We start from the raw sequence: 22557 nt of genomic DNA, 5'->3' as shown, positions 1-22557 counted from the left end.
GCGGCGCCTGGAGGCGCCGCCCCGCTCGGGAGGAGCGATTGACTGCAATTAATGGGCGGTGGTCTCGATCTGCTTGGCCGCCTTGTCCGACGCGGTCGAAATCGCGATTTTGCGCGGCTTCAACTCTTCGGGGATGGTCCGCTTCAGATCGATATGCAGCAGGCCGTTCTTCAGCTTTGCGCCGACCACGTCGACATGGTCGGCAAGCTGGAAACGTCGCTCGAAAGCGCGCGAGGCAATGCCGCGATAGAGAATTTCCGAACCTTCGCCGGTGCTTTCGCTGTTGCGCTCGCCCTTGATGCTGAGCACGTTGCGGTGCGCTTCAATGGCGATCTCGTCTTCCGCAAAGCCGGCGACTGCCATGGTGATACGGTAGGAATCTTCACCCGTCCGCTCGATGTTATAGGGCGGATAGCTGGCCTGGCCATTGTCGGGCTGGCCAAGGGAATCAAGCATGGTGAAGAGGCGGTCGAAGCCGACGGTGGAACGATAGAGCGGCGAAAAATCAACATGACGCATGGTCTGTTCTCCTGTTGAGCAACACTGTTTGCGTTTGACCGGAGACGAAGCCCTCGCGGCACTTCAAAACGGTCAGCGGTCCCGATCCCGGCAACCGCTCAAGACATTTGGGAAGCGCGCGCGGCGGTTTCAAGGCTTTTGCATGCCAGATGAATGCAGAATGAACCGGCGCTTCGGATAGCGTTCAGCATCGCCCGGCTAATCTCATCCCGACATCGCGATTGCAGCTTCCGCAGTTGCCGCCGCGACGCCGAGCCGGGTGTAACGTCCCTTCCTCCCGGATCGTCAGGCCGGAAGCCGAAACTGGCTTCCGGCCTCTTTTGCTTACTGCCCGGTGGTGTGAATTTCTTTGCTTTTGGCCGCTACGCTTTCTATCACCGGATGATGGCTGTCCTCCCGAAGCTTTCGAGACCACCGAAGCGATGACGGATTTTTTGTACGATATTCCCGAAAATCCGAAACCGGAGGGCGGCACCAGCGGCTTTTTCACCGCGCGTGACGGCAAGAAACTGCGCTATGCGCATTTTCCGGCCATCCAACGGCCCCTGAAGGGAACGGTGGTGCTGCTGTCGGGCCGCAACGAATGCATCGAGAAGTATTTCGAGACCATCCGCGACCTTGCCGCGCGCGGCTTCGGCGTCGCCATATTCGACTGGCGCGGCCAGGGCGCTTCCGACCGGGTGATCCGCAACCCCGCCAAGGGCCACATAAACAGCTTCAAGGACCATGAACACGATCTGGAAAGCTTCTTCTCCGAGATCGTGCTGCCCGACTGCCGCGGCCCCTTCTACATACTGGCCCATTCCACCGGGGCGCTGGTGGCCTTGCAGGCCGCCCCGTCGCTGGCCAACCGGGTGCAGCGCATGATGCTGCTGACGCCGTTCCTGGCGCCCTACAAATCGCCGCTCTCGGTGCGCGGAATCCGGCGGCTGGCGGCGAGCTACCATTGGACCGGGCTCGGACGCCTTCCCATTCCGGGCGCCCGCGACACACGGGTTCCGGAGCCGTTCTGGCAAAACAAGGTCACAAGTGATCCGGCGCGCTACGAGCGCAACAGCCTGATCTATCAGACCTATCCGCAACTGGCGACGGGCGCGCCGACCATGGGCTGGGTGCGCGCCGCCGCAATGGCCATCGCCCACGTGCAGGATCCCGCCTTCATGGCCGCGCTGAAAGTCCCGGTGCTGCTGATCGCGGCAGGCGCCGACACGGTCGTTTCCAACTATGCCATCGAGGCCTATGCGCACCGGCTGCGCGTCGGCTCGATGCTGACCATCCATGGCGCGCGCCATGAATTGCTCCAGGAGGCCGACCTGTTTCGCGAGCAGCTTCTCGGCGCCTTCGACGCTTTCATCCCCGGCAGCGACGCGCCGGCGGTCTGACGGATCGGAACCGCTTATCCCCGCAGGACGGCGAGCGCCGCGGCATGCAGTTCCGGCGTTGCCGCCGCGATGACGTCGCCCCCCTTTTCCGCCGGACCGCCATCGAATGTGGTGACGACGCCGCCGGCCTTTTCGATGATCGGGATCAGCGCCACGATGTCGTAAGGCTGCAGTCCGGCCTCCACCACGATATCGGCATGGCCTGCCGCTACCATGGCAAAGGCATAGCAATCGGTGCCATAGCGTGCGAGGCGGACACGACCTTCGAGCCGGTCGTAGATTGCACGCTTGCCGTCCCTGAACAGCGCCGGCGTGGTCGTGAACAGCGTGGCGTCCGCCAGATCCGTCGTCTGGCGGGTAGCCAGCCTGCGATTGCCGCCCGGCCCCTCATAATGCGCGCCCTCTGCATCGGCATAGAAGAGCTCGCCGGTGAAGGGCTGCGACATCATGCCGGCGACCGCATCGCCATCCACCGTAAGCCCCACCAGCGTGCCCCAGACCGGCAGGCCGGAGATGAAGGCGCGCGTACCGTCGATCGGATCGATCACCCAGACATGGCGGCTTGAGGCGTTCTCCAGCCCGTGCTCCTCGCCAAGAATGCCATGGCCGGGGAACTCCGCACTGATGAGCGCGCGGATGGCACGTTCGGCTTCGCGGTCCGCTTCGGTCACCGGATCGAAACCGACGGCGAGCTTGTTGACCACCGCAGTGTGCTGGCGAAAGCGCGGCAGTGTTTCGGCCGCCGCCGCTTTCGCGATCCGTCGCATGAATTCAACCGTGACCGTCACTTGCCTCTCCTGGAACCCCATTTCGCACCTGCACAAGCACTGCCACAGGCCAACCGCTTAAAAAAGCAGGAAACCTGCTTGACTTTTGTGCAGTGCACAATAAACTCTTTATCGGACAGTCCTTACTGTCCATGCCCTTCTTGGGCGTTTCCTCCCTAGACTTCCACCGCGTTGTGCAAGCAGCGCGGTTTTTTTTGAGGAATTTTTCTTCGACCCTATGCGCTATTCGGCAGCCAGCGGCAGGTCGCGAATGTCGCCATCGGGGATCGACATCAGATCGGCACAGAAGCGCCTGAGATCGTCGGCCAGCGCGTCGAAGCCGGACGTCCGCTGGAACGACCGTTCATCCATATAGAGGCCGCGATTGATCTCGATCTGCAGCGCGTGGAGATTGCGCACGGGTCGGCCGTAATGCTCGGTGATGAAGCCGCCGGCATAGGGCTTGTTATGCGCAACCGCGTATCCCATGGCGCTCAGCAGGCCGATCGCGGCATGGGTGAGCGTGCGGGAGGCCGACGTGCCGAAACGGTCGCCCACGATAAAATCCGGGCGGACGCCGTTTTCGCCGGTGCGCACGCTGGCCGGCATGGAGTGGCAGTCGATGAGCACGGCATAGCCGAATTGCGCCTGGGTGTGGACCAGCAATCGCTTCAGCGTCGCGTGATAAGGTTTGTAGACCGTCTCGATGCGATCCATCCCCTCGAACAGCGGCAATCGACCGGCATAGATGTCGAGCCCCTCCCCCACCAGCTTGGGTATGGTGCCGAGGCCGCCGGCGACACGCGCCGAGCGGATATTGGCGAAGGACGGCACCGGCTCCACGAACATGCGCGGATCGAGTTCCCATGGCTCGCGATTGACGTCGAGATAGGCGCGCGGGAAGTTCGCCGCCAGGATCGGCGCGCCGAGCCCGACGACACCGCCGAACAGCTCTTCGACGTAACAATCCTCCGAACGGCGGATCGCATCGCGATCGAGCCGGCTCATGGCCAGGAAGCGTTCGGGATAATGACGGCCGCTGTGAGGGGAATTGAAGACGAAGGGCACGCGCTGTTCAGCACTTTGTCTCACTTCGAAGGGCGGCGTGGTGCAAAAATCCTCAGCCGCCGTCATGACGCGTAACCATGCTGCGAAACTCGCTTTCTCATGCCATGAAAGTGCCATCAGCCGGGCGTCATGTCCAGCAAGTCGGGTGGGTGATGCGGTGCGGATGAAGCACGGCATTCACTTGATGTTTACCCTCCAGGCCTCATATACGAAACTTGGTTAACGGAGCCTGGAAAGACGGCTTCGGTGAGTGATTCGGACAGGACAAGATGGCACGCATTCTTCTGGCGGAAGACGACGACGACATGCGTCGGTTTCTGGTGAAGGCGCTGGAACGCGCCGGCTACGACGTCAGCGATTTCGACAATGGCGCGAGCGCCTATGAGCGTTTGCGCGAGGAACCCTTCTCGCTGCTCTTGACGGATATCGTCATGCCCGAGATGGACGGCATAGAACTGGCGCGCCGCGCCACCGAGATCGACCCGGACCTCAAGGTCATGTTCATCACCGGATTCGCCGCCGTAGCGCTGAACCCCGATTCGAAGGCCCCGCGCGACGCCAAGGTGCTGTCGAAACCCTTCCATCTGCGCGAGCTGGTCAACGAAGTGGAGAAGATGCTCCACGCCGCCTGAAGCGGATTTCCGGGATTTCGGAAAAGCTGTGGCGAAATGCGCATCTTTTCCCCAATCCCTCTATTGACGCGCCGTGCCAAAAATGATCTATCCGGCCGCGTCGGATGGGCGTGTAGCTCAGCGGGAGAGCACTACGTTGACATCGTAGGGGTCACAGGTTCAATCCCTGTCACGCCCACCATCCAAACCCAAGAAAATCAAATGGTTACGCGGCATCCTCCCGGCCGCCGACGACCTTCAAAATCGGCCTTGCACGTTTCTTGCACGCAGAAAGCGGGCGTTTCGTGTGCTCTTGCAGCTCGGCGATCACCATTTCGGTCGCTTGCATGCAGTCAGCCAAGTAATCGGGATCAAACGATTCGTAAGCGTTCGCCGTGCGCTTTTCGTCATGGCCCAGCCATACGTCACGCTGCTCCTTGTCTACCGGTGGCTTCTGGCGCCGAACCATCGTCGCCATGAAGTGACGAATCGTTCCGGGCGTGAAGTTTGGCAAGCCACACTCCTCTGCGTGTCGGACAAAGGTCCGCTTAATCGCGGTGATCGGCTTGCCATCCCACATCATCGGCGCGCCGCGATGCTGCTCAGGCATCTCGTCCATGGAAGGGCCACCATTATCGCCGATCCCCCTGCCCTCTTCTTTCCATAAGTCCAGCCACCCCGCGAGATTGTCCGTGAGCCTGATCTTCGGGCGGAACTTGATCGTCTGGCGTCGACCGGGCGGGTTGAGGTCGATCGTTCCGAACCGTCGGTTCACCGTTTCCTCGTTGTCTCGGAACTCCAAGACGGTTGATGGCCGCGCCCATGAGTTCAGCGACAGCACAACGAAGCGGAACAGGTTTTCCTTCCTCACGTCGATTTTGTCGATGAACCGGCCGAACTCCTCATAGGTCGGAAGCCACTCGCGCGGGCGCGGCGGCGGCAGGTCCAGTAGCTCAGCCACCCGCTTCGCCTGCGTCACCACGTCAGGAGCCATATCGAGAAGCTGGATCTCCTGATCGTTCCCGAGGCCATCCTTGACCACAACGAGCCGCTTGCCGAACCGGAAAGCGGCAGAAACGACCGACAGGTTCCGTGCGATGGTATTGGCCGAATGCTCGTGCTTGTCCCGCGTCCACACCATGAATTCGCGCTGCCGGATCGGGCCGAACGCCGACACTGATGCCGTGGGCAACATCTTCTCCTCCAGAAACTCCTTGATCAGCGCAATTGAGCGGAAGGCCTGATCGGCCGATGGCTTTTTGCCAACGTCGTGGTCGTAGTAGTGATCAAGCGCCACCATCAGCATGACCCGATCTGGCGAGCGCGACGTGTCCGACTTCGCCGCGCCAGCCAGCGCGATCAGGCATTCTTTCGCTTCGTCGAGTACTTTTGTGCCAAGCGATCGGCGACGCGTTGCGCGTCTTCCGTCGTCGTACCAGTACGCGTAGAGCGTTTCGGTGCCGTGGGCACCGGCGATCCAGTACCCACCATATTCCCAGAGCCTTTTCGACATTGGCTTACCCCGCGAGACTTGGATCTCAGATACTCGGCGAGGTCTCCGGGATGGTACAGCACCACTCCCTTCTTCCCCTCCGTCCATGCTATTTCCGCATTTTGCCTCGCCTTGCGCAACTCGCGCGGGCTGAGAAGCAGCGGGTATCGTTTACAGGCGTCGGTCTCAGTGATGAGCTGATCGAATGTGGCGAGCGGGTTCACGTCGTCACCCCCAACGATTTCAGCCTGGCCTGCGCCGCCTCGGCCTGATGCCTCCACAGGTCCCGCTCGGCCACGACCTGACGTGTTTCGCGCTGGGCATCGGCGGCTCGATATTCGGCCTCTGTTAGCCGGCCGGTAAGCGCCCTGATATGGTCACGTGCTGCTCTAAGCTGAAGGGTCATGCTCATTGCGCAACCCTCCACACGATGCCAACCCAGACGCCGGCAATGCCGACGCCTACGATCGAGCCGAGCAGCAGGAGTTCGGCCGGGGACATGGAGGCCGGCCGCCGTCCCGAACAATACGCAGCCCGGTAGGCGGCGTGCATGGCAAGGCCGTGACGATAGAGTGCGTTGCCGGTGGCAAGCAGCAGGAGCGCGAGGGAGATGCGGAGGAGCCTCATGCGAGCCTCCCACCGATCTTGAACGGCCGCATCATCCTTGCCGCGGTCTCACGGGCGTGGGCCTTGGCGGATTCACGATTTGAGAACGACACAAGCTTGGTGCGCAGATCGCGCCCCGGAGCCGGAGTGACAAGGTAGACTGCCCACCACCGCCCGGATTTCCGGACGGTGTAGTAGCTCGTGGCGGCGGTCGGCAGGCGCGTGACCTTAGGATCAGCCATGTGCGCCTCCCACCAATGCAGCGATGACGGCCACGGTGAGACCCCTGCTACCGTCGATCGCTTCCGGCACATGGCCATTGAGATACCTGGCCCGCCGGCTGGAAGCTTCGGAATCGCTTGGCTGCGCAGCGCAGAGCGCAATAAGAGCGGCGTCGACCGGACCCAGCGTGGCGTTCATATCCTCTTTCGAGGCCAACCCCCAATCCTGCAGATGGAACAAGCGATCCCGCTCGGCCGCCGCATTGATGTGGTTGGAGATCAGTGTTTCGATTTCGCGGAGGTCAGCCATTGCACTGCCCTCCCGTCTCCATGGCCCGGCAAACGTCGCGCAGCCGATTGGTGGTGCCGTACAGCGCCTCACGCACGTCGACCATGTAGTCTTCGGCCATGTCAGCTGTGTTGCCGAGGGCGAGCCAGATCACGGAAAGCTCATCCCTGATCTGATGAAGCTGGTCGATCGCAGTGATGGGAATAGCACGGGTGCTCATGCGTCACCGCCTTTCAGCCGCTCGGCCGGTGGCGTGGCATGGTATTCGTGAACGGCCTTCGCGATGCCGCCCGCGATCCACAGGAGGCTATCGACTCGGTTGTCGACCTCGCCGGCAGGCAATCCGAACTTGATGTCGCAGGCGACGCTCAGCACGTCCTTCAGATGACGCAGGCCGCTTTCCAGATCATCGACGGTGTAGCCAATCATGCTGCACCGCCTTTGAGGCCCTCATGGCTCTCCAAGGCTTCCTGAACCGGCACGATCAGCTCGCCAGCGAGTTGCAAAGCAAACTGGATGCTGTCCGCGGCCTCTTTAATTTCTCGCTCACTGCCGCTCTGGATCGACCATGCGGCCGCTTCGCAAAGTTGGATGATCGCTCGTGCCTGAATGGCGCACTTTACGATTTCATCTGCGCTCATATCGCGATGGGGAATGAAGCGGGTGCTCATGCCGCACCTCCATTCGCGATAGTAAGAATGTCGCGGGCGAAAAACACCGGCCACCCGAAGATGTCGTTGTACTCCCCCAGATCGTAGCTATTCGCCTCGATCCAAGTCTCGACGGCCTCCGCCTTGATAGCCAGGCACGCAAGCGACTGGACCGGAAAGGCCATGATCTCCTTGCAGAGCCGAGTGATTTCACGATCTGCGGCCTTGACGCGTGCGTCGATGCCCCGGACCCCTGATGCTTCCTTGATACGCTCGATCTCACGATAGTATTCAACGCCATCCCGAAGGTCGCGTGAGTACCTGTCCGCCGCCGCTTGGCGTCTTGCTCTTTCCTTTTCGTTGCGGGTCCTGTCGACTGACGCAGCCATGTTTTCTGCAAGTGTGGCGAGGGTTTCGACGTTGCGCAAACGCCGTCCGCGGGCCTCTCCCGGCCTGACAACCGGTCGACCGCCCAAGTCCACTTCGTTGTCGGAACCGGACCCACCACCCCCTGGAAGAGTGATACCGTCAGGAGCCAGTGGCCACCGGTGCCGCCATTCCGCCACGAGCCACTCCATGGTATCCAGCGCCGCCTTTCTCTCACCGGTCGCATCCCTAAGGAGCGATGATAGCGCGACGAGATCCGGGTGGGCCGGCGCCGGGGCATCAAGATTATTGCTTTGCAAAGCAGCCCACGCGGGCTGCCCAGCTATCGACGCCGCCGCCGCTGTAGGTGCGACTGCAACGTGGCGAAGGAAGGTGCGACGCGTCGTGCTCATGCCGCTGCCCTCGCAATCGAGCGAAGAGCTTCCAACACTTCGTCTTCGTCCAGCATGACGCCATCGTCGGTGTTCGCAGCAACAAACTCGGCGAGCTTTGCTGCCTCACTCAACGAGCTCGGAACGAAGCGGACAATTTTCTCCTCGATTGCTTTCAACTCTTTCGAGCTTGCCAGCGCGGTTGAGTATGCTGCGGTATAGCCGCATTCATCCGCGATCAATTTCCGCTGGTTTTCTATGGCCGCAAGTTCCGCGATTTTAGAGCGGACAAAAGCGGCGTGGCTCTCCGTAGCTTTCCGCTCGCAATCCTCATTCGCACCGCACATAGCGAGCATCGCTACAAGGTGCGGCTTGCAATACTCTTCGATATGCTCGGCCGAGAAGGCGTAATTTTCCCTCCAGCGTTCGTTCCCGTCATCGTCACGGCCAACCAGTAAAGTTCTGCCGATCAGGACCCGGTTGATGGGGGCACGAGCCATGGCCTCACAATCCTCTATTTCGTTGACCTTCGTCCAATTGGCTTCGCTCTCCCCGATGATGGAGGCGTGACTGGATAGAAGCTCTTGAAGTTCGAAAGGCATAGTTTCAGCGTTCGCCCGCGCGGCGTCGTTCGTTTTCATGAATTTGGCTCCAGTTGCGTGAACTGAAACCAGAATTATCCGATATGGATTATATCGTCAATCCGTTTCGGATAATTTTCTATTAACGTTTGGATATGGCTCCCACCACGCGGCCGATTATATGCAGATCGTTAAGCGCCACGCGCTGAGGCGCATGAGATGGATTGTCTGACAGAACCTGGACCTCGGGAGGCTGGCTGAATAGAACTCGTTGAAGTCGCTTGATTTGGGGTGGGCTGTAACCATCGCTGATAACATACACCGTGTCGGTGGTGAGGATGCCCTGTGACAGATCGACAAGAACCCGATCCCCAGGATTATAAGTGGGGGCCATCGAATCTCCGACAACGGGCATCACGAGAGTATTGCCGGACCGCGCGTCGAGAACCCGATCGAAATAGCTCTCCGGCAGAAACCACTCGTCTACAACCCTATGTCCAGAGTAGGTCTCATCACCCACCGGCAGGGTGAGAAACTCTCCTATTCTACCTTGGCCCGCCCCCAGTTCCACGTCGATCTCCGGAATTGCCCCGTCGATGGTCGGGCGATAATTCTCGCGACTATAGGCGACTTGCTCGCCAACGTTGCGTCGTACGTCCTCCTCCCATTCCTCATCTAATGAGATACGCGTTTTCTCACCGAACATCAGCCAAGATGCCGTTACCTTGAACGCTGATGCATACCGTTCGGCCGCCCTGCTGCTGATTGTTCGGGTGCCGTTCTCGTGATGGTACATTGTGGGCGTCGGCACGCCAGCGGCCTCGGCGCCTGCCGCCGCAGACCTGTAGCCTGCGTCAATTCTCGCCTTGCGAAGTCTCTCGCCCGGTGTGCTCATGCTGCGCCCCTTGATTATCCGAAATGGATTGACATACGCGTTCCTATTGCATAATTATCCATATCGGATGAAAATGAACGAGCGGTAAACGTATGGTCGTCACTGCAAAACAAGTACGCCAAGACCGGCGATGGTCGCAAGCCGAACTGGCTCGTCACCTCGGCGTGGCTCAGTCAACCGTAGCGCGCATTGAGAGGGGACAGAAGCCCAGCGGTCCGGTTGCGCGGTTGCTGGAGAGCCTGTCCGCAGCCAATCGAGACAGCGGTAGGAGAGCTGACCGGTGATCGGATTCCCATTCATTCGAACAACGAGATCCGTCTGCGCCGCATCGTCTCGCGCCCCGGCGAACAGGCAGGCAGGGAGGATCTTGTGGAGATAAAATCGATCCTTCTCTCCTCAATCCGGGTAGATGGCGGCACACAATCTCGCGCCTCCCTCTACCAGAATGCTATCGATGACTACGCCGCCGCAATTCAGGATGGCGCGTCCTTTCCTCCGATCATCGTTTTCTATGATGGCAAGCACCATTGGCTTGCTGATGGGTTCCATCGCTTCAACGCACATCGTCAGATCGACCGGATGGAGATTGATGCTGAAGTTAGGCAGGGAACGAGGCGTGACGCGATCCTGCACAGCGTCGGGGCAAATGCGAGTCACGGTCTCCGACGTTCAAATGACGATAAACGTCGCGCCGTCCTGACGCTTCTCAATGATGCCGAATGGTCGAAGTGGTCGGATCGCGAGATCGCGCGTCGATGCGCCGTGAGTGACAAGACGGTTGCCTCTCTTCGCCCCGTCACTTCGGAAATCCGCAGTGAGGAACGCACCTACACCACCAAGCACGGCACCGTTGCGACAATGAACACCGCTGCCATCGGAAAGCCGAAGGTGATCGAAAATGATGCCGGTGACAGCGATCAATACGATCCATGGACGCCTCGCACCATTGCCCCTGCGGAGCAGATCGAACAGGCGCAAGCCAAAGCTGAACGCCAAGCCCAACAGGCCGAGTTCGACCGGCAGCGCGAGGAGCACACCGCTGCCCTTCCGCCAGAAATCCAGGCGATAGAAGCCGCCAAGAAATCTGCAATTGAAACACGCAAGTCCAAGCCTGCAGAAATCGGCTTAACCGATGCCGACCGCATCGCTGAGCTGGAGGAGGCTGTTCGTGTACTCGAAGCCGAGAACGCGAAGCTGACGGCCGAAAACAAGCTTTACGGCGAAATGCGCGTCCAGTTTGAGCAGGGCGGCTTCGAAAACGTCATCGCGGGCAAGGATGAGGAAATCCGTGCACTGCAAACCCGGCTGTATCGCGAAAGCGAGGACAAGGCGTCATGGATGCGCTCTGCCAAATACTGGCAGGATGAGGCCAAGAAGCTCGGATATTCGCGCAACACGGTGATCGACCTTGAGACCGGTGAGATCATCGATGGCTGATGTCAAAAAGATCATCGAGCGGATCAGGGCGCATGGCTCCAATGTCGCTGTCGACGCAGGCAGGCTTATCGTCGTTAACCGGGAGAAGCTACCAGAAGGCGCATTCGAATATATTCGCCAGCACGGCCGCCAGATCGCGCAGTTCATCGAGAGCGAAGGCAATTTCGAGGAGCGCGCGGCCGTCATCGAATTTGACGGCGGTATCGACCGGCCGCAAGCCGAAGACCTCACCTCCATCCTTCTCGCCTCCACTCCGGATGACTGCAACCCGGCCGATTGGACATGGTTCGTCAGCAAAGCTGCGGCGATCATTGACGCGCGTCGGAGGGCGGGATGAACCTGTTTACCCCTGCCACCCGGGACATTGATCTGCGCGACTATCAGGTCGTTTCTGTAGAGAAGCTTCGCTCAGGGATGCGGGAGGGCTTGCGACGGGTGATCCTCGTAGCGCCTACCGCTTTCGGCAAGACTGAATGCGCCGCCTGGATCATCCAGCAGAGCATGGATAAAGGCGCCCGCGCATGGTTCATCGTTGACCGGGTGACGCTGATCAACCAGACCAGCAGACGCTTTGCTCAATATGGCATCGACCACGGCGTCATTCAGGCCCAGCACCCTCTTACCGATCCATCGAAGCAGATCCAGATAGCGAGCGCGCAAACCATCGCGCGCCGCAGCTTCGACAGCTATCCCGACCTGATCGTCGTCGATGAAGCGCACTGCCAGTACCAGGCCGTTCTGGATCTCATCGAACGGGCCGGAAGCGCCAAGGTGATCGGCCTTACCGCAACCCCATTTGCTGCCGGCATGGCCGAGAACTGGGACGGGATCGTCAATGGAGCGACGGTCAACCAACTTCTCGCGCAAAAATATCTCACTCCACTGAAAATCAAGGCGTGCGTGACGCCTGATATGCGGGGCGCGAAGAAGAAGTTCACAGGTGAGTATGACGAGGAAGACGCCGGCCAGCGCGGCGTCACCATTATAGGCGACGTGGTGCAGACATGGGTCGAGCAGACCCGCAAATTCTTCGGCGGCCCGGTCAAGACAATCGTGTTCTCGCCGTCGGTCAAGCACGGTGAGGAACTATGCCGCCAGTTTGCGGAGGCTGGGTTCAACTTCCAGCAGATTTCCTACCTCGATGCGTCTGACGATGATCGGCAAGCGAAAATCGATGAGTTCAGCAAGCCCGATAGCTCCATCGACGGGCTGGTGTCGTGTGCGGTGCTGACCAAGGGGTTCGACGTTCCAGACGTGATGTGCGGCATCTCGTGCCGGCCCTACGCCAAGTCCTTCTCCTCGCACATTCAGGAACTGGGGCGGGTTATGCGAATCGCACCCGGCAAGGAATTCGGTCTCTGGCTGGATCACTCGGGCAACTGCATCAGCTTCGCGGACGATACCGCATGGCTATACGAACACGGCGTCGACAGTCTTTCCGATGCGCAGAAAAAGGACAGCGAAGCCCGTGAGCCGAAAGAGCGGGTTAAGGCAAAGCATTTCTGCGGCGAATGTGGCCTCCAGCTTGAGCCGTCCGATCTGTCATGTCACGCCTGCGGCTGGGAACGGCCGAAGCGCGGCGAGATACAGACAGTCGAAGGCGAGTTGATTGACCTCGAGGTCAGCATCAAGTCCGCGTTTCAACCTAGGCAGGGGCTTCGCGCCGAATGTCTTGGTGATCCGCGCGCTGTCTGGAACGCAGCGCTCGCCTATTGCTTCGCCAACGGCCGCCGCGGTCCGGATGCTTCCCGAAAATGGGCATATGGGATTTGGGCGGGGATTTATCCCGGATCCAAGCTCCCTCGCGGCCTCTACGATACGAATTGTGACACGGCCAAGGTTCGGCCCGACGAGTGGAGCCTGGTCGAACGTGAGGTGAAGCGCTTCCGCAAGAACAGTTCGCGGAGAGCCGCATGACGCTTGATGAAGCCATTAATGCAGCCTGTGACGCAATCGGGATCATGCCACCGAAAAGATATCAACTCGGTCGGTGGGCGAAGACTGACACCCTCGCTGGTAAGAGCGGAAAAGGCGACGGCCGCGTCATGGTTGACGACGACCGCGTCACGGCGTGGAACTGGCAGACAGGCGTGAGGCATACTGTCTGGCTGGACAGCGACCGAACTCCCGAACAGCGTCGGGTTTCAGCGCGCAAAGTCGCGGAACGGGCAGAAGATCAGCGCAGGCGCGCCGATGATGCTGCGAAGGTTGCGCAGCGCATCGTGTCGTCAGCGGTGCCCGCCAACCATCCATATCTGAGCATGAAAGGGTTCCCGGACGAGAAGGCGCTCACGCTGGATGCCGCTGCAATCCGAGACATTGGCGGAAGGTATCTCGTACCTGATGGCGGACAGCGTGCGATCGTCATTCCGGTTAGGATAGGCGGGCAAATCCGAAGCATCCAGTTGATTTGGGAGGGCGGAACCAAGAAGTTCCTGGCCGGCGGCGAGATTGGCGGTGCAAGCCACAGGATTTCGAACGGCAGCGAGACCTGGCTTTGTGAGGGCTACGCGACAGGCCTTTCTCTTCGAGCCGCGCTGCATTCGCTCTACCGGCCCGCAACAGTCCTCGTCTGCTTCTCCGCTTCGAACATCGTGGCTGTCGCCAAAACTATAAATGGACGATGTTTCGTCGCTGCTGACCATGACGCGCCCCCCAAGGTAAATCCAAACCAGTTCGGCGGGCTTGGCGCCGGTGAGTATTACGCCAAGGCATCCGGCAAGCCGTATATGATGCCGGACCTCATAGGGACCGATATCAATGATCTGCACTGCCGTCAGGGGATTTTCCCTGTCCAGTCTCTAGTCCTGTCAGCAACGCGGCGCGCCGCCCATCGGAGGGCTGCGTAATGGCTGGACCTGCACTGCCTGTGCTCCCGAAAGACTTCAACGAATTGACGAGGCACCTTTCAGATGGTGCCCGCAGGGAGGAGCTTAAACAGCGACGAGCGGCATTCAACAGCGCTCGTGCTCGCCTTCAGAAGTGGATTCAGAAGGATCGTAATCCGCTGATGACAAAGACCGTTAAGCTGATCGCGATCTATCTGCTCGGATGCGTCAACTTTGAAAGCGGCCGTTGCAATCCCACGCACGAAACGATTGCAGACGAGTTCGGGATCAGCGAGCGACAGGTCCGGCGCCTTATCCCCAAGATCAGAGAGGCCGGATGGATCAGCTACACAAGGGCGGCATACAATCGCCCAACGTTCTACACGTTCCATGCGCCGATGGAGGTCATTGACCGCATTCAGGAGACCGACGCGGCGCTGAAAAATGAGCGTGAACAGCGCCGTCAGGAGCGCAACGAAAGCCGCTCTGTCCGGACATCTAGGGTGCGTTCTGTCCGGACATCCATGTCCGCCGAACATAAGAATAGAACCTATGACAACTATTATTCAGCCATAGAGAGAGAACCTATCAGGTATGGCTCTAAGGCTGAGGTAGGTGAAAGTTACGCGGGTCACGAATCTGCCATGACGCCCGGTGGGCTTTCTCCGGAGCAGCAGCGCGCCGTGATGGAAACCGCCGCGGTTGTTGCACCGGACCTGCGCGATGCAGCCATGCAACGCATCGCCGCTATCGTTGCCGATCCGGTGCCTGAAGGTGCGGCAACGATCCACACAATCATCGACGAGTTATCGACCGAACTGCGGAGGCGAATGTCGTGACCGAACTGCGCCACATCTACCCGATCAACATCAGCGACCTGAAGCCGACAACGCCGTCGACGGGCGAACCGATCTTCGAAAGCGTCGACCCGGCCACGCTGTACGTTGACCCGACCTACCAGCGCGATATCGGTGAACGGGGTATTCGCCAGATCCGCAAAATGATCGTTGGCTGGGACTGGACGAAATTCCGCGCCCCGGTGTGTTCCTATGCCGAGGCCAGCGGCCAGACCGTGCTGAAGGTGATCGATGGCCAGCACACCGCCATCGCAGCCGCCAGTCATCCGCGGATCGACCGTATACCGGTTCAGATCGTCGAGGCCGCAGACACGGCCGCGCAGGCATCTGCCTTCATCGGCCATAACGTCGACCGGCTCGGCGTGACCAAGCTGCAGCTGCATCAGGCTGCGCTCGTTGCCGGTGATGAGGATGCCTTGACCATCCAGCAGGTTTGCGACCGTGCCGGCGTCCGCATGCTCCTGACCAACAACGGCAACTACGAGCCCGGCGATACGGTCGCGATCACGGCCATTGCCGCGCTGGTGAGAAAGCACACGGCCATGAAGGCGCGGCAGATACTCGAAGTGCTGGCCAAGGCAGAACTGGCTCCAATCGGCACCCCGCACGTCAAGGCGGCCGAACTGCTGATGACCGACCCAGACTATTGCGACCAGTTCGAACCGGAAGACCTGACGCGCGAGATCGCCACAGCGGGAGTTACTGCCGAGCACGAGGCCCGGCTGTTCGCGGTCGCGCAGAAGGTGCCGCTTTGGAAGGCACTGGCGATCACGTGGTTCAAGAAAACCCGAAAGAGGCGGAGGGCGGCGGCACGAAACACATCGTCGTCATCGCAATGGCTGCCGTGCCAATGTCTATCGGCATGGGATTTGTTGTCCAAGCTATGTTTCCTGCGATGAGTGGAAACACGGCTGGTCTCGTGGCAGGTGCAGTCACGTTCCCACTGCTAGCTGTCATCGCTGGCTTGGGGGCAGATCTGTGAACATCTCCGAACGCCTAGCTCGCGAAGCCTACGACCGGCTCAATCCATGGCGAGCGATGGCAGATGCCAAGCCGGACGGCACGATCTGCGAACTGCTTTTCAACGACATGGCTGGAGAGTTCGAAACCGCCCTCCGGTATTTCCTTGATCGTGATGGCCGATGGTTTCGCATCGATCCGCCCGCGCAGATTTACACGCCTCCCATGAACTGGCGGCCGGCCGTGGCCAAGCTCACACCGGAGCGCCGCCTTTACCTGAAACGACAAGCTTACCGAAGGGATTTGAATGAAGCCCGTTGAAAAGCGCCTTCCTGCTACGCGCGTCGATGGATCGCGCCGCATTGACCTTGCCGGACAGCGCGCCCAGCGAGAAGCTGCGAGGCAGGCCAAGGCCACCGCGCCGACGGTCGAGGACACGCGTGTCCGTGACGTATGGCAACGGCAGGAGCTGCGGGACCATGCCTCCGCTCGTCTTTCGGCAGAAGGCAAGCGGCTCGCCAAGCTTCGCAAGATCGATGGCCTGAAGGAAGGCGCCAAGGTTTCCAAGGTCCGTGTTCGTGTCACTGATAGTCGTTACACCACCAAGCTCATGCGGGCGCGTCCCGGAACATTCGAATGGCGCTATGGGCGCGACAAGCAGGACGCATTCTTTCACGCTGGGAGCCACTTCGCATTGCTCTGGGAGCGAGCGGGCGTCGCCATCGCATCTCCTTCTGACTTCCTGCGCGGGATCAAATCCGGATATGCCACCGGCATCTCTGATGGTCGGGTTGCCGCCTATGACAAGCTTAAGGGTGCGGTCGAAAGCCTTGGCAGGTTCTCATTCGAGCGCCTGATGCTCTACTGCGTCCAGGGTTTGACGGCTGCGGAGATTGCCAAACGAGACGGCCAGACCGACAGGGAGGCGGCCACGGTCTTGCACAACGATCTTCGGGAGTGCGCGATCCACTTCAACTTTCTCGCGCCTTGTGGAAAAAGGATCGTTTCGGGGAAGAAATGAATTGACCTTTCGTCACTAAACCCCTAGGGTGAACGTCAAGTTGCAGAGTTGCGCCCGAAGCCCGCCAAATCAGGCGGGTTTTTTGTTGGTCGGCAAGCGATCGAGGCGAGAGAGCGCGGTTAGCATATCGCTCCGCTGACAGCCGGTTTCAGTCCGGCCCGTCCTGATACCCAAATCCGCATCGGCAGGAAGTGCGCTCGGCAGGGCTCGAACCTGCAACCTACGGGATCGAAGCCCGGTGCTCTATCCATTTGAGCTACGAGCGCATGGCGAGGAACATATCATCCAATGTCGAGCATGCCACCGGCTCACCGCAAGACCACCACTGAACGCGGCTACGGCTGGCAGTGGCAGAAGCTGCGCCGAGTCATCCTCGCACAGGAGCCGTTGTGCCGGTTCTGCAAGCAGGCAGGCAAGATCGTGCAGGCTGATGAGGTCGACCACATCGACGGTGACAGCTTCAACGATGAAAGGGAGAACCTGCGGCCACTGTGCCGCCCCTGCCACCTGAAGCGCACCGCCAGGGACCAGGCATTCGGCAAGCACCAGTGGCGACCGGAATGGCTCAGGCCTTCGGCAATCCCGCTGGTGATCGTGTGCGGTGCGCCCGCTTCTGGCAAGAGCAGCTACGTGAAGGAACATGCAGGCCCCGCCGATCTGGTGATCGACCTCGACGTCATCGCCTCCAGCCTGTCGGGCCAGTCGCTTCATGGATGGGATCGAGCCAAGTGGCTGACACCAGCGATCCGCGCCCGCAACGAGATGCTGGGCGACATCATGCGATCAACGTCACGGTGGCCTCGTGCCTGGCTGATCGTCTCGGAGGCCAGGCCGGACAACAGGCAATGGTGGGCAGACACGATGCAGCCCGAGCGCATCATCGTCCTGGAGACGCCGCCAGCGTTATGCATGGCCCGCGTGAGGGCAGACAACGCCCGCCCGAGGGAGATCACCTTCGAGGCTATCGGTAAGTGGTGGAGCGCCTATGAGCGCAGGGAAGGCGATGAGGTGGTGAGGCATGGCACGTAGCGCAGGCGAGATTGTCATCGACGGTAGGGATCTGATGGAGAGTATCCGCATCGGCGTTCGAATGCCTCGCCTCTTCGGTGTCCGCATCTGGATAGCGACGCGGCTGTTCGAGCTTGCCGGCCTGGTCACAGGCTGGAACGTCGTGGTCGAGGTAGAGGGCGACGAGGAATGAGCAAGATCGTCACGTCCGAGGTGAACGAGCGTCGGCATCGCGTCATCATCGATCGGCATGAGTTGAAGCGCATCGTGGGTGAGGCCATCGCCAAGGAGCTTGGCATCCGACACGCGGCACGTGGCCAGACGTGGGACTTCAACTTCAAGGACGAGACAGAAGGGTCGCCGGCCTACAAGGTCGGGACAGGCTGCATTGTCGATGTGGTCGAGGACCTGAGGCCACAGGATGCCAAAGACGACACAAGGCGCGAATAACAGGTCAAGCACTATTCGGCCGTTTCTCGGGTGGGAGGGGGAGGGTCAAAACCTTTCATGGTTCGATCCCTGACCGGCGGCCCCAAGGAAACTTTCACGAGGCCAAATTAAATTCCGGGGCTGAGATAATTCATGAAACGCGGTCCCAAGAAAATGCTGCCGGCCGAGAAGGTGGCGCGCGGAACCTATCGCGCCCATCGCGACGCCGGCATCGAGATCATCGAATCCGAGGGCATGCCTCAGATGCCCGACTGGCTGACACCGGAGGGCGAGGAAGTCTGGCAGGACAATGTTGGCCGGGTTAGCCAGAAGCTGATTACCGAGGCCGACAGCAATGAGTTCGCCAATTTCTGTGTATTGCAGGGCGGTATCGTGAAGGCGATCCGAGCCGGAGAGATGCCGCCGGTCGCAGCCTTTGCCGAGGTTCGAAAGAAGGCAGAGATGTTCGGGATAGCTGGTCCTCGCAGCCGCATGGTGGCTGGAGCGCCCAAGGCTCCTGCGTCTAACCCATTTGCGAGAGTCGGGCGTCGTGGATCGTGATTACGTCAGGATCGCAACTGGCTATGCGAAAGAGGTCGTGGCCGGGAAGATCGCTGCCTGCAAATGGGTGCGCCTCGCCTGTAAGCGGCATCTGGACGATCTGAAGAAGGGCAAGCAGTTCGAATATCGGTTCGACTTCCGGGCGGCCCAAGCGGCATGCCAGTTCATCGAACTGATGCCGCACACCAAGGGCAGCTGGGCAGCGCGCGGCGAGAAGCTGGTGATGCAGCCCTGGCAGGTGTTCATGACCTGCTCGATCTTCGGCTGGATCAGTAAGGCCGATGGGTTTCGTCGGTTCCGCAGGGCGATGTTGCTGGTTCCGCGCAAGAATGGAAAATCGGCATGGGCGGCAGCAATCGGCCTGTACATGCTGACAGCCGACGGTGAGCATGGTGCGGAAGTCTTCTCCGGTGCCACCAATGAGAAGCAGGCCTATGAGGTGTTCCGCCCAGCGAAGCTGATGGCGCAGCGCAACCCCGATTTTCGGGAGTTCTACGGCGTCGAGGTCAATGCCAAGAGCATATTCTGCGCTGAGGATGGCGGCCGGTTCGAGCCGGTGATCGGCAAGCCCGGCGATGGATCGTCGCCATCGTGCGCCATTATCGACGAGTATCACGAGCACGACACGGATGCGATGCTGGAAACCATGGCGACAGGCATGGGAGCGCGTGACCAGTCGATGATCCTGGTGATCACCACGGCGGGATCGAACATCGCCGGCCCTTGCTATGCGATGATGCAGGAAGCCAGGAGGATGCTGGAAGGCATCATCGAGGACGATGGGCTGTTCGCCTTGCTCTACGGGATCGACCCCGATGACGATTGGACGACGCCGGAAGCATTGCAGAAGGCCAACCCGAACTTCGGTGTTTCGGTTGGTGAGAAGTTCCTGCTGACCGAACAGCGGCGCGCCATCAACAACGCGCGGCATGTATCGGCGTTCAAAACGAAGCACCTGAACGAGTGGGTCAACGCCAAGGAAGCATTCTTCAACGTCCAGCGCTGGATCGAGAGCGAGGCCGATGGGCTGAAGCTATCGGATTTCGCCGGCCAGCCGTGCCGGATCGGTCTTGACCTTGCGTCCAAGGTGGACGTGGCGGCGATGGAGATCACGTTCGGGCTCGATGAGTGCGATTGCCCGAAGGCGGCGGAACTGATCGGGGCAGGTTTCAGGTTCGCTCGTTTCGGTCGCTACTACCTGCCGTCGGCGGCCATCGAGAAGGGCGAGAACGAACACTATCAGGCGTGGCATCGCGACGGCCTCATCGTCCAGTCGGACGGCGAGATGAACGACATGACCATGATCCGCGATGACATTCTTGGCATCCGCGACCGCCACCAGCTGCTGGAGGTGGCCTATGACCCGGATCAAGCCCGCATGATGGTGAGCGAGCTTCAGGCCGAGGGCATCACCTGCACGGAAGTCTTCGCGACGATGAAGAACTTCTCGGAGCCGATGAAGGAAATGGACGGGCTGATCCGTGAGCGGGCCATCGCCCATGATGGCGATCCGATCTTCACATGGATGCTGTCCAACGTGGTGACGAAGGCGAACCACCGCGATCAGGTCTACCCGCGCAAGGAGCGCGACGAGAACAAGATAGACGGCCCGGTGGCCCATATCATGGCGCTGGGCCGATGGATGATCGCCGATGAGCCCGCGCCGGCATCGCCGTGGGATGATCCCGAATTTTCACTGGTGAACGCATGAATATTCTTGGATTCAATATTCGGCGGGAGGCGCGCAGCGCGACCTCGCCCGAGAACGAGAGCGTTCCGGTCAGTTCGGAAAACTTCCTTGCGTTCTTCGGCGTGCAGTCGGCCGACCTGCCGCATGTCACCATCGATCGCGCGTTGACCGTGCCGGCAGTGGCAGCGGCCGTGGCGTTCCTGTCGCGCACGCTGGCGGCGCTTCCGCTTCATGCCTACCGGTCAACTTCCGATGGAGCAACGCGGGTTGGTGGCACGCTCGGCGCGGTGGTTCACGACAATGCCAACGGGGAAATGTCGAGCTTCCTGTTCCGGCAATATTTCTGGCAACAGGTCTTTACGGGTGGTCGTGGGCTGGCGTGGATTGAGCGCGACGGCAAGGAAATCGTCAATCTGTGGCCGATGGACCCGCGCAAGGTCACGGTCAAACGGGTTGCCGGGCGCCGGATCTACAAATTCGAGAACAAGGAATACCCTGCCGCCGATGTGATCGATGTGCCGTTCATGCTGAAGGCCGATCAGCTTTCGCACTACGGGCCGATCAATCTGGCCGCCAAGGCGATCCAGCTCGCCATTGCCATGAACGATTACGGCTCGAACTTCTTTGCTGGTGGCGGTGTCCCTCCGCTCGCTTTGTCGGGGCCGCTGCCGCAGGGCGCTGACGGCTTGCAGCGGGCCATGAGCGACATGCGCAGGTCTATCGATGAGGCCCGTAAGAGCGGCAAGCAGATCGTGCCTATCCCGCCCGGCCACGATCTGAAGCCGGTGGGCTTCGATCCTGCCAAGGGCCAGATGACCGAGGCGCGGCTGTTCCAGATTCAGGAGATCGCGCGTGCCTGGCAAATGCCGCCGGCCTTCCTGCAAGACCTGAGCAAAGGCACATTCGCCAATGTCGAACAGCAGGATTTGCATCTGGTCAAGCATCTGATCGGCCAGTGGGCGGAAGCCTTCGAAGGCGAGATGAACCTGAAGCTGTTCGGTCGTGAGAGCGGCGGCTTGTACGTCGAGCACAATCTGGACGGTCTGATGCGTGGCGATTTCAAGTCGAGGGTCGAGGGCATCGCACGAGCCATCCAGACCGCGCAGATCACGCCGAACGAAGGACGGGCGCTCGAGAACCGGCCGAAGCATTCGAATCCGGATGCCGACGAATTGCTGGTGCAGGGCGCGACCGTGGTGCTTGGCAAGCAGCCGGTTCAGTCGGGGTTGCCGAAGCCGGCAGGCGACAATGGAGAAAACGACAATGCCGAAGCCTGACATTGAAAAGCGCGGCGGTATCCCGGCCGAAATCCGTGCCGATGATACCGGCGTCAAGGTGTCCGGCTATGCGGCCGTGTTCAACCAGGAGGCCAACATCGGCGGCTACTTCCGTGAGGTCATCCTGCCCGGCGCATTTCGCAAGGCGCTGGGATCGACCGATGTGCCCTTCCTGATCAACCACACGGGCCTGCCACTGGCGCGCACGCGGTCGGGCACGCTCAAGCTGACGGAAGACAGCCACGGCCTGAAGATCGAGACGGAGCTTGATTCGGGCGACCCGGACGTCCAGCGGATTGTGCCGAAGATGAAGCGCGGCGATCTCGACAAGATGTCCTTTGCGTTCCGCGCCACGGTGCAGCGCTGGGACGATACGCAAGACCCGCCGCTTCGCACCGTCGAGGAAGTCGAATTGTTCGACGTGTCGGTTGTGACGGACCCTGCCTATGACGGGACGTCCATTGCGCTGCGCTCGCTCGACGAGGCACGCAAGGAAGGCCGTCGCCAGCACAACGCCGCCGCGTTCGCCCGGCGCAAGGCCGAGGCTGAAGCCCGGTTCCGCAACATCATCTGAGTTTACCCGGCGTTTGCCGGAGGGCGTGGCAAGCATCCCGCTTCCCGTCTCCACCGCCTGCGTTCGAGCGGGCCTT

Annotated in this window: 32 protein-coding genes and 2 tRNA genes; 19 read left to right on the top strand and 15 right to left on the bottom strand. The window is 60.5% G+C overall.

All coding sequences use genetic code 11. The features are described 5' to 3' along the window. Positions 1 to 48: 48 nt before the first annotated feature. Positions 49 to 519: an Hsp20 family protein gene (locus C7441_RS22735; RefSeq protein ID WP_109614832.1), complete on the bottom strand. Its 471-nt coding sequence runs from the start codon at positions 517 to 519 to the stop codon at positions 49 to 51. A gap of 422 nt (positions 520 to 941) precedes the next feature. Between C7441_RS22735 and C7441_RS22730 the strand changes: the two genes are divergently transcribed. Continuing rightward, the gene (locus C7441_RS22730; RefSeq protein ID WP_109614831.1) at positions 942 to 1901 is read left to right on the top strand and encodes an alpha/beta fold hydrolase; all 960 of its coding nucleotides are present in this window, start codon (positions 942 to 944) and stop codon (positions 1899 to 1901) included. Positions 1902 to 1915: 14 nt separating this feature from the next. On the opposite strand, the gene hisN is transcribed toward C7441_RS22730, so the two are convergent. Both hisN and C7441_RS22720 read right to left on the bottom strand, forming a co-directional pair. Next, on the bottom strand, positions 1916 to 2710 hold the full coding sequence (gene hisN, locus C7441_RS22725; RefSeq protein WP_425326606.1) for a histidinol-phosphatase: 795 nt from the start codon (positions 2708 to 2710) through the stop codon (positions 1916 to 1918). A 201-nt stretch (positions 2711 to 2911) separates the two neighbouring features. Then, a complete protein-coding gene (locus C7441_RS22720) occupies positions 2912 to 3853 on the bottom strand; it encodes an N-formylglutamate amidohydrolase (protein ID WP_109614829.1) in 942 nt (313 codons plus the stop codon). A 152-nt stretch (positions 3854 to 4005) separates the two neighbouring features. On the opposite strand from C7441_RS22720, the gene cpdR reads away from it, so the two are divergent. Together cpdR and C7441_RS22710 are read left to right on the top strand one after the other, a co-directional pair. Next, entirely contained in the window at positions 4006 to 4368 is a 363-nt protein-coding gene (cpdR, locus tag C7441_RS22715; RefSeq protein WP_019171019.1) for a cell cycle two-component system response regulator CpdR, read from the top strand. A 106-nt stretch (positions 4369 to 4474) separates the two neighbouring features. Continuing rightward, positions 4475 to 4549 (top strand) — tRNA-Val (locus tag C7441_RS22710). Between the two features lie 24 nt (positions 4550 to 4573). Here the strand turns inward: C7441_RS22710 and C7441_RS22705 are convergent. The 11 genes from C7441_RS22705 to C7441_RS22655 all read right to left on the bottom strand — a co-directional run bounded on the left by C7441_RS22705 (position 4574) and on the right by C7441_RS22655 (position 9839). After that, the gene (locus tag C7441_RS22705) at positions 4574 to 5860 is read right to left on the bottom strand and encodes a site-specific integrase (protein WP_109614828.1); all 1287 of its coding nucleotides are present in this window, start codon (positions 5858 to 5860) and stop codon (positions 4574 to 4576) included. A gap of 199 nt (positions 5861 to 6059) precedes the next feature. Then, complete coding sequence (locus C7441_RS22700) at positions 6060 to 6251, bottom strand: hypothetical protein (RefSeq protein WP_146201556.1); 192 nt, start codon at positions 6249 to 6251, stop codon at positions 6060 to 6062. After that, positions 6248 to 6466, bottom strand: a complete 219-nt coding sequence (locus C7441_RS22695; protein WP_109614826.1) for a hypothetical protein — start codon at positions 6464 to 6466, stop codon at positions 6248 to 6250. Before C7441_RS22695 ends, C7441_RS22700 begins: the two co-directional genes overlap by 4 nt. Then, positions 6463 to 6687, bottom strand: a complete 225-nt coding sequence (locus tag C7441_RS22690) for a hypothetical protein (RefSeq protein ID WP_109614825.1) — start codon at positions 6685 to 6687, stop codon at positions 6463 to 6465. The genes C7441_RS22695 and C7441_RS22690 overlap by 4 nt, the downstream gene beginning before the upstream one ends. After that, positions 6680 to 6976 (bottom strand): hypothetical protein, encoded by a 297-nt coding sequence (locus C7441_RS22685; protein WP_109614824.1) that lies wholly within the window; start codon positions 6974 to 6976, stop codon positions 6680 to 6682. The genes C7441_RS22690 and C7441_RS22685 overlap by 8 nt, the downstream gene beginning before the upstream one ends. Beyond that, a complete protein-coding gene (locus C7441_RS22680; RefSeq protein WP_109614823.1) occupies positions 6969 to 7175 on the bottom strand; it encodes a hypothetical protein in 207 nt (68 codons plus the stop codon). Before C7441_RS22680 ends, C7441_RS22685 begins: the two co-directional genes overlap by 8 nt. Next, the gene (locus C7441_RS22675) at positions 7172 to 7384 is read right to left on the bottom strand and encodes a hypothetical protein (RefSeq protein WP_109614822.1); all 213 of its coding nucleotides are present in this window, start codon (positions 7382 to 7384) and stop codon (positions 7172 to 7174) included. The genes C7441_RS22680 and C7441_RS22675 overlap by 4 nt, the downstream gene beginning before the upstream one ends. Then, a complete protein-coding gene (locus C7441_RS22670; protein WP_109614821.1) occupies positions 7381 to 7626 on the bottom strand; it encodes a hypothetical protein in 246 nt (81 codons plus the stop codon). Before C7441_RS22670 ends, C7441_RS22675 begins: the two co-directional genes overlap by 4 nt. Next, positions 7623 to 8384: a twin-arginine translocation signal domain-containing protein gene (locus C7441_RS22665; protein WP_109614820.1), complete on the bottom strand. Its 762-nt coding sequence runs from the start codon at positions 8382 to 8384 to the stop codon at positions 7623 to 7625. Before C7441_RS22665 ends, C7441_RS22670 begins: the two co-directional genes overlap by 4 nt. Beyond that, a complete protein-coding gene (locus tag C7441_RS22660) occupies positions 8381 to 9004 on the bottom strand; it encodes a hypothetical protein (RefSeq protein ID WP_109614819.1) in 624 nt (207 codons plus the stop codon). Before C7441_RS22660 ends, C7441_RS22665 begins: the two co-directional genes overlap by 4 nt. Before the next feature lie 82 nt (positions 9005 to 9086). Next, on the bottom strand, positions 9087 to 9839 hold the full coding sequence (locus C7441_RS22655) for a LexA family transcriptional regulator (RefSeq protein WP_109614818.1): 753 nt from the start codon (positions 9837 to 9839) through the stop codon (positions 9087 to 9089). A gap of 92 nt (positions 9840 to 9931) precedes the next feature. On the opposite strand from C7441_RS22655, the gene C7441_RS24655 reads away from it, so the two are divergent. The 9 genes from C7441_RS24655 (at position 9932) to C7441_RS22605 (ending at position 16942) form a co-directional block, all read left to right on the top strand. Then, entirely contained in the window at positions 9932 to 10123 is a 192-nt protein-coding gene (locus tag C7441_RS24655; RefSeq protein ID WP_109614817.1) for a helix-turn-helix domain-containing protein, read from the top strand. Positions 10124 to 10208: 85 nt separating this feature from the next. Next, positions 10209 to 11276: a ParB N-terminal domain-containing protein gene (locus C7441_RS23900; RefSeq protein ID WP_146201555.1), complete on the top strand. Its 1068-nt coding sequence runs from the start codon at positions 10209 to 10211 to the stop codon at positions 11274 to 11276. Further along, the gene (locus tag C7441_RS22635; RefSeq protein WP_109614814.1) at positions 11269 to 11613 is read left to right on the top strand and encodes a hypothetical protein; all 345 of its coding nucleotides are present in this window, start codon (positions 11269 to 11271) and stop codon (positions 11611 to 11613) included. Before C7441_RS23900 ends, C7441_RS22635 begins: the two co-directional genes overlap by 8 nt. Beyond that, positions 11610 to 13193 carry a DEAD/DEAH box helicase gene (locus C7441_RS22630; RefSeq protein WP_109614813.1) on the top strand — a complete coding sequence of 528 codons (1584 nt, stop codon included), beginning with the start codon at positions 11610 to 11612 and terminating at the stop codon, positions 13191 to 13193. The genes C7441_RS22635 and C7441_RS22630 overlap by 4 nt, the downstream gene beginning before the upstream one ends. Beyond that, on the top strand, positions 13190 to 14125 hold the full coding sequence (locus C7441_RS22625) for a primase/helicase family protein (RefSeq protein WP_109614812.1): 936 nt from the start codon (positions 13190 to 13192) through the stop codon (positions 14123 to 14125). The genes C7441_RS22630 and C7441_RS22625 overlap by 4 nt, the downstream gene beginning before the upstream one ends. Further along, positions 14125 to 14943, top strand: coding sequence for a helix-turn-helix domain-containing protein (locus C7441_RS22620; protein ID WP_109614811.1), 819 nt, complete (start codon positions 14125 to 14127; stop codon positions 14941 to 14943). The genes C7441_RS22625 and C7441_RS22620 overlap by 1 nt, the downstream gene beginning before the upstream one ends. Then, on the top strand, positions 14940 to 15860 hold the full coding sequence (locus tag C7441_RS22615) for a hypothetical protein (protein ID WP_210205695.1): 921 nt from the start codon (positions 14940 to 14942) through the stop codon (positions 15858 to 15860). The genes C7441_RS22620 and C7441_RS22615 overlap by 4 nt, the downstream gene beginning before the upstream one ends. A 79-nt stretch (positions 15861 to 15939) precedes the next feature. Continuing rightward, positions 15940 to 16242 (top strand): hypothetical protein, encoded by a 303-nt coding sequence (locus C7441_RS22610; protein ID WP_109614810.1) that lies wholly within the window; start codon positions 15940 to 15942, stop codon positions 16240 to 16242. After that, positions 16229 to 16942, top strand: coding sequence for a hypothetical protein (locus C7441_RS22605; RefSeq protein ID WP_109614809.1), 714 nt, complete (start codon positions 16229 to 16231; stop codon positions 16940 to 16942). Before C7441_RS22610 ends, C7441_RS22605 begins: the two co-directional genes overlap by 14 nt. Before the next feature lie 192 nt (positions 16943 to 17134). On the opposite strand, the gene C7441_RS22600 is transcribed toward C7441_RS22605, so the two are convergent. After that, positions 17135 to 17208 (bottom strand) — tRNA-Arg (locus C7441_RS22600). A gap of 22 nt (positions 17209 to 17230) precedes the next feature. Between C7441_RS22600 and C7441_RS22595 the strand changes: the two genes are divergently transcribed. From C7441_RS22595 to C7441_RS22565, 7 genes are all read left to right on the top strand, one after another. Further along, positions 17231 to 17971, top strand: coding sequence for an AAA family ATPase (locus C7441_RS22595; protein ID WP_109614808.1), 741 nt, complete (start codon positions 17231 to 17233; stop codon positions 17969 to 17971). Further along, positions 17961 to 18143 carry a hypothetical protein gene (locus C7441_RS22590; RefSeq protein ID WP_109614807.1) on the top strand — a complete coding sequence of 61 codons (183 nt, stop codon included), beginning with the start codon at positions 17961 to 17963 and terminating at the stop codon, positions 18141 to 18143. The genes C7441_RS22595 and C7441_RS22590 overlap by 11 nt, the downstream gene beginning before the upstream one ends. Beyond that, positions 18140 to 18400: a hypothetical protein gene (locus C7441_RS22585; RefSeq protein ID WP_109614806.1), complete on the top strand. Its 261-nt coding sequence runs from the start codon at positions 18140 to 18142 to the stop codon at positions 18398 to 18400. The genes C7441_RS22590 and C7441_RS22585 overlap by 4 nt, the downstream gene beginning before the upstream one ends. A gap of 132 nt (positions 18401 to 18532) precedes the next feature. After that, positions 18533 to 18940, top strand: a complete 408-nt coding sequence (locus tag C7441_RS22580; protein ID WP_109614805.1) for a hypothetical protein — start codon at positions 18533 to 18535, stop codon at positions 18938 to 18940. Further along, on the top strand, positions 18930 to 20651 hold the full coding sequence (locus C7441_RS22575) for a terminase large subunit (RefSeq protein ID WP_170125237.1): 1722 nt from the start codon (positions 18930 to 18932) through the stop codon (positions 20649 to 20651). Before C7441_RS22580 ends, C7441_RS22575 begins: the two co-directional genes overlap by 11 nt. Further along, positions 20648 to 21907 carry a phage portal protein gene (locus C7441_RS22570; protein ID WP_109614803.1) on the top strand — a complete coding sequence of 420 codons (1260 nt, stop codon included), beginning with the start codon at positions 20648 to 20650 and terminating at the stop codon, positions 21905 to 21907. Before C7441_RS22575 ends, C7441_RS22570 begins: the two co-directional genes overlap by 4 nt. Further along, a complete protein-coding gene (locus C7441_RS22565; protein WP_109614802.1) occupies positions 21894 to 22481 on the top strand; it encodes an HK97 family phage prohead protease in 588 nt (195 codons plus the stop codon). Before C7441_RS22570 ends, C7441_RS22565 begins: the two co-directional genes overlap by 14 nt. Positions 22482 to 22557: the final 76 nt, after the last annotated feature.

This window comes from Pseudaminobacter salicylatoxidans, assembly GCF_003148475.1.
GTDB classification, from domain to species: Bacteria; Pseudomonadota; Alphaproteobacteria; order Rhizobiales; family Rhizobiaceae; genus Pseudaminobacter; species Pseudaminobacter salicylatoxidans.
The sequence above is the reverse complement of the archived record's forward strand: the minus strand, read 5'-3'. Positions and strand labels throughout refer to the sequence as shown.

Coding starts and splice junctions, on each gene's coding strand:
- C7441_RS22590 (WP_109614807.1), top strand. CDS start 17,961: ATGGCACGTAGCGCAGGCGAGATTGTCATCGACGGTAGGGATCTGATG.
- C7441_RS22720 (WP_109614829.1), bottom strand. CDS start 3,853: ATGGCACTTTCATGGCATGAGAAAGCGAGTTTCGCAGCATGGTTACGC.
- C7441_RS22625 (WP_109614812.1), top strand. CDS start 13,190: ATGACGCTTGATGAAGCCATTAATGCAGCCTGTGACGCAATCGGGATC.
- C7441_RS22655 (WP_109614818.1), bottom strand. CDS start 9,839: ATGAGCACACCGGGCGAGAGACTTCGCAAGGCGAGAATTGACGCAGGC.
- C7441_RS22730 (WP_109614831.1), top strand. CDS start 942: ATGACGGATTTTTTGTACGATATTCCCGAAAATCCGAAACCGGAGGGC.
- C7441_RS22670 (WP_109614821.1), bottom strand. CDS start 7,626: ATGAGCACCCGCTTCATTCCCCATCGCGATATGAGCGCAGATGAAATC.
- C7441_RS22665 (WP_109614820.1), bottom strand. CDS start 8,384: ATGAGCACGACGCGTCGCACCTTCCTTCGCCACGTTGCAGTCGCACCT.
- C7441_RS22565 (WP_109614802.1), top strand. CDS start 21,894: ATGCCGAAGCCTGACATTGAAAAGCGCGGCGGTATCCCGGCCGAAATC.
- C7441_RS22695 (WP_109614826.1), bottom strand. CDS start 6,466: ATGAGGCTCCTCCGCATCTCCCTCGCGCTCCTGCTGCTTGCCACCGGC.
- C7441_RS22595 (WP_109614808.1), top strand. CDS start 17,231: ATGTCGAGCATGCCACCGGCTCACCGCAAGACCACCACTGAACGCGGC.
- C7441_RS22700 (WP_146201556.1), bottom strand. CDS start 6,251: ATGAGCATGACCCTTCAGCTTAGAGCAGCACGTGACCATATCAGGGCG.
- C7441_RS22735 (WP_109614832.1), bottom strand. CDS start 519: ATGCGTCATGTTGATTTTTCGCCGCTCTATCGTTCCACCGTCGGCTTC.
- C7441_RS22635 (WP_109614814.1), top strand. CDS start 11,269: ATGGCTGATGTCAAAAAGATCATCGAGCGGATCAGGGCGCATGGCTCC.
- C7441_RS24655 (WP_109614817.1), top strand. CDS start 9,932: ATGGTCGTCACTGCAAAACAAGTACGCCAAGACCGGCGATGGTCGCAA.
- C7441_RS22630 (WP_109614813.1), top strand. CDS start 11,610: ATGAACCTGTTTACCCCTGCCACCCGGGACATTGATCTGCGCGACTAT.
- C7441_RS22680 (WP_109614823.1), bottom strand. CDS start 7,175: ATGAGCACCCGTGCTATTCCCATCACTGCGATCGACCAGCTTCATCAG.
- C7441_RS22570 (WP_109614803.1), top strand. CDS start 20,648: ATGAATATTCTTGGATTCAATATTCGGCGGGAGGCGCGCAGCGCGACC.
- C7441_RS22585 (WP_109614806.1), top strand. CDS start 18,140: ATGAGCAAGATCGTCACGTCCGAGGTGAACGAGCGTCGGCATCGCGTC.
- cpdR (WP_019171019.1), top strand. CDS start 4,006: ATGGCACGCATTCTTCTGGCGGAAGACGACGACGACATGCGTCGGTTT.
- C7441_RS22705 (WP_109614828.1), bottom strand. CDS start 5,860: ATGTCGAAAAGGCTCTGGGAATATGGTGGGTACTGGATCGCCGGTGCC.
- C7441_RS22685 (WP_109614824.1), bottom strand. CDS start 6,976: ATGGCTGACCTCCGCGAAATCGAAACACTGATCTCCAACCACATCAAT.
- C7441_RS22660 (WP_109614819.1), bottom strand. CDS start 9,004: ATGAAAACGAACGACGCCGCGCGGGCGAACGCTGAAACTATGCCTTTC.
- C7441_RS22580 (WP_109614805.1), top strand. CDS start 18,533: ATGAAACGCGGTCCCAAGAAAATGCTGCCGGCCGAGAAGGTGGCGCGC.
- hisN (WP_425326606.1), bottom strand. CDS start 2,710: ATGGGGTTCCAGGAGAGGCAAGTGACGGTCACGGTTGAATTCATGCGA.
- C7441_RS22690 (WP_109614825.1), bottom strand. CDS start 6,687: ATGGCTGATCCTAAGGTCACGCGCCTGCCGACCGCCGCCACGAGCTAC.
- C7441_RS22620 (WP_109614811.1), top strand. CDS start 14,125: ATGGCTGGACCTGCACTGCCTGTGCTCCCGAAAGACTTCAACGAATTG.
- C7441_RS22605 (WP_109614809.1), top strand. CDS start 16,229: ATGAAGCCCGTTGAAAAGCGCCTTCCTGCTACGCGCGTCGATGGATCG.
- C7441_RS22675 (WP_109614822.1), bottom strand. CDS start 7,384: ATGATTGGCTACACCGTCGATGATCTGGAAAGCGGCCTGCGTCATCTG.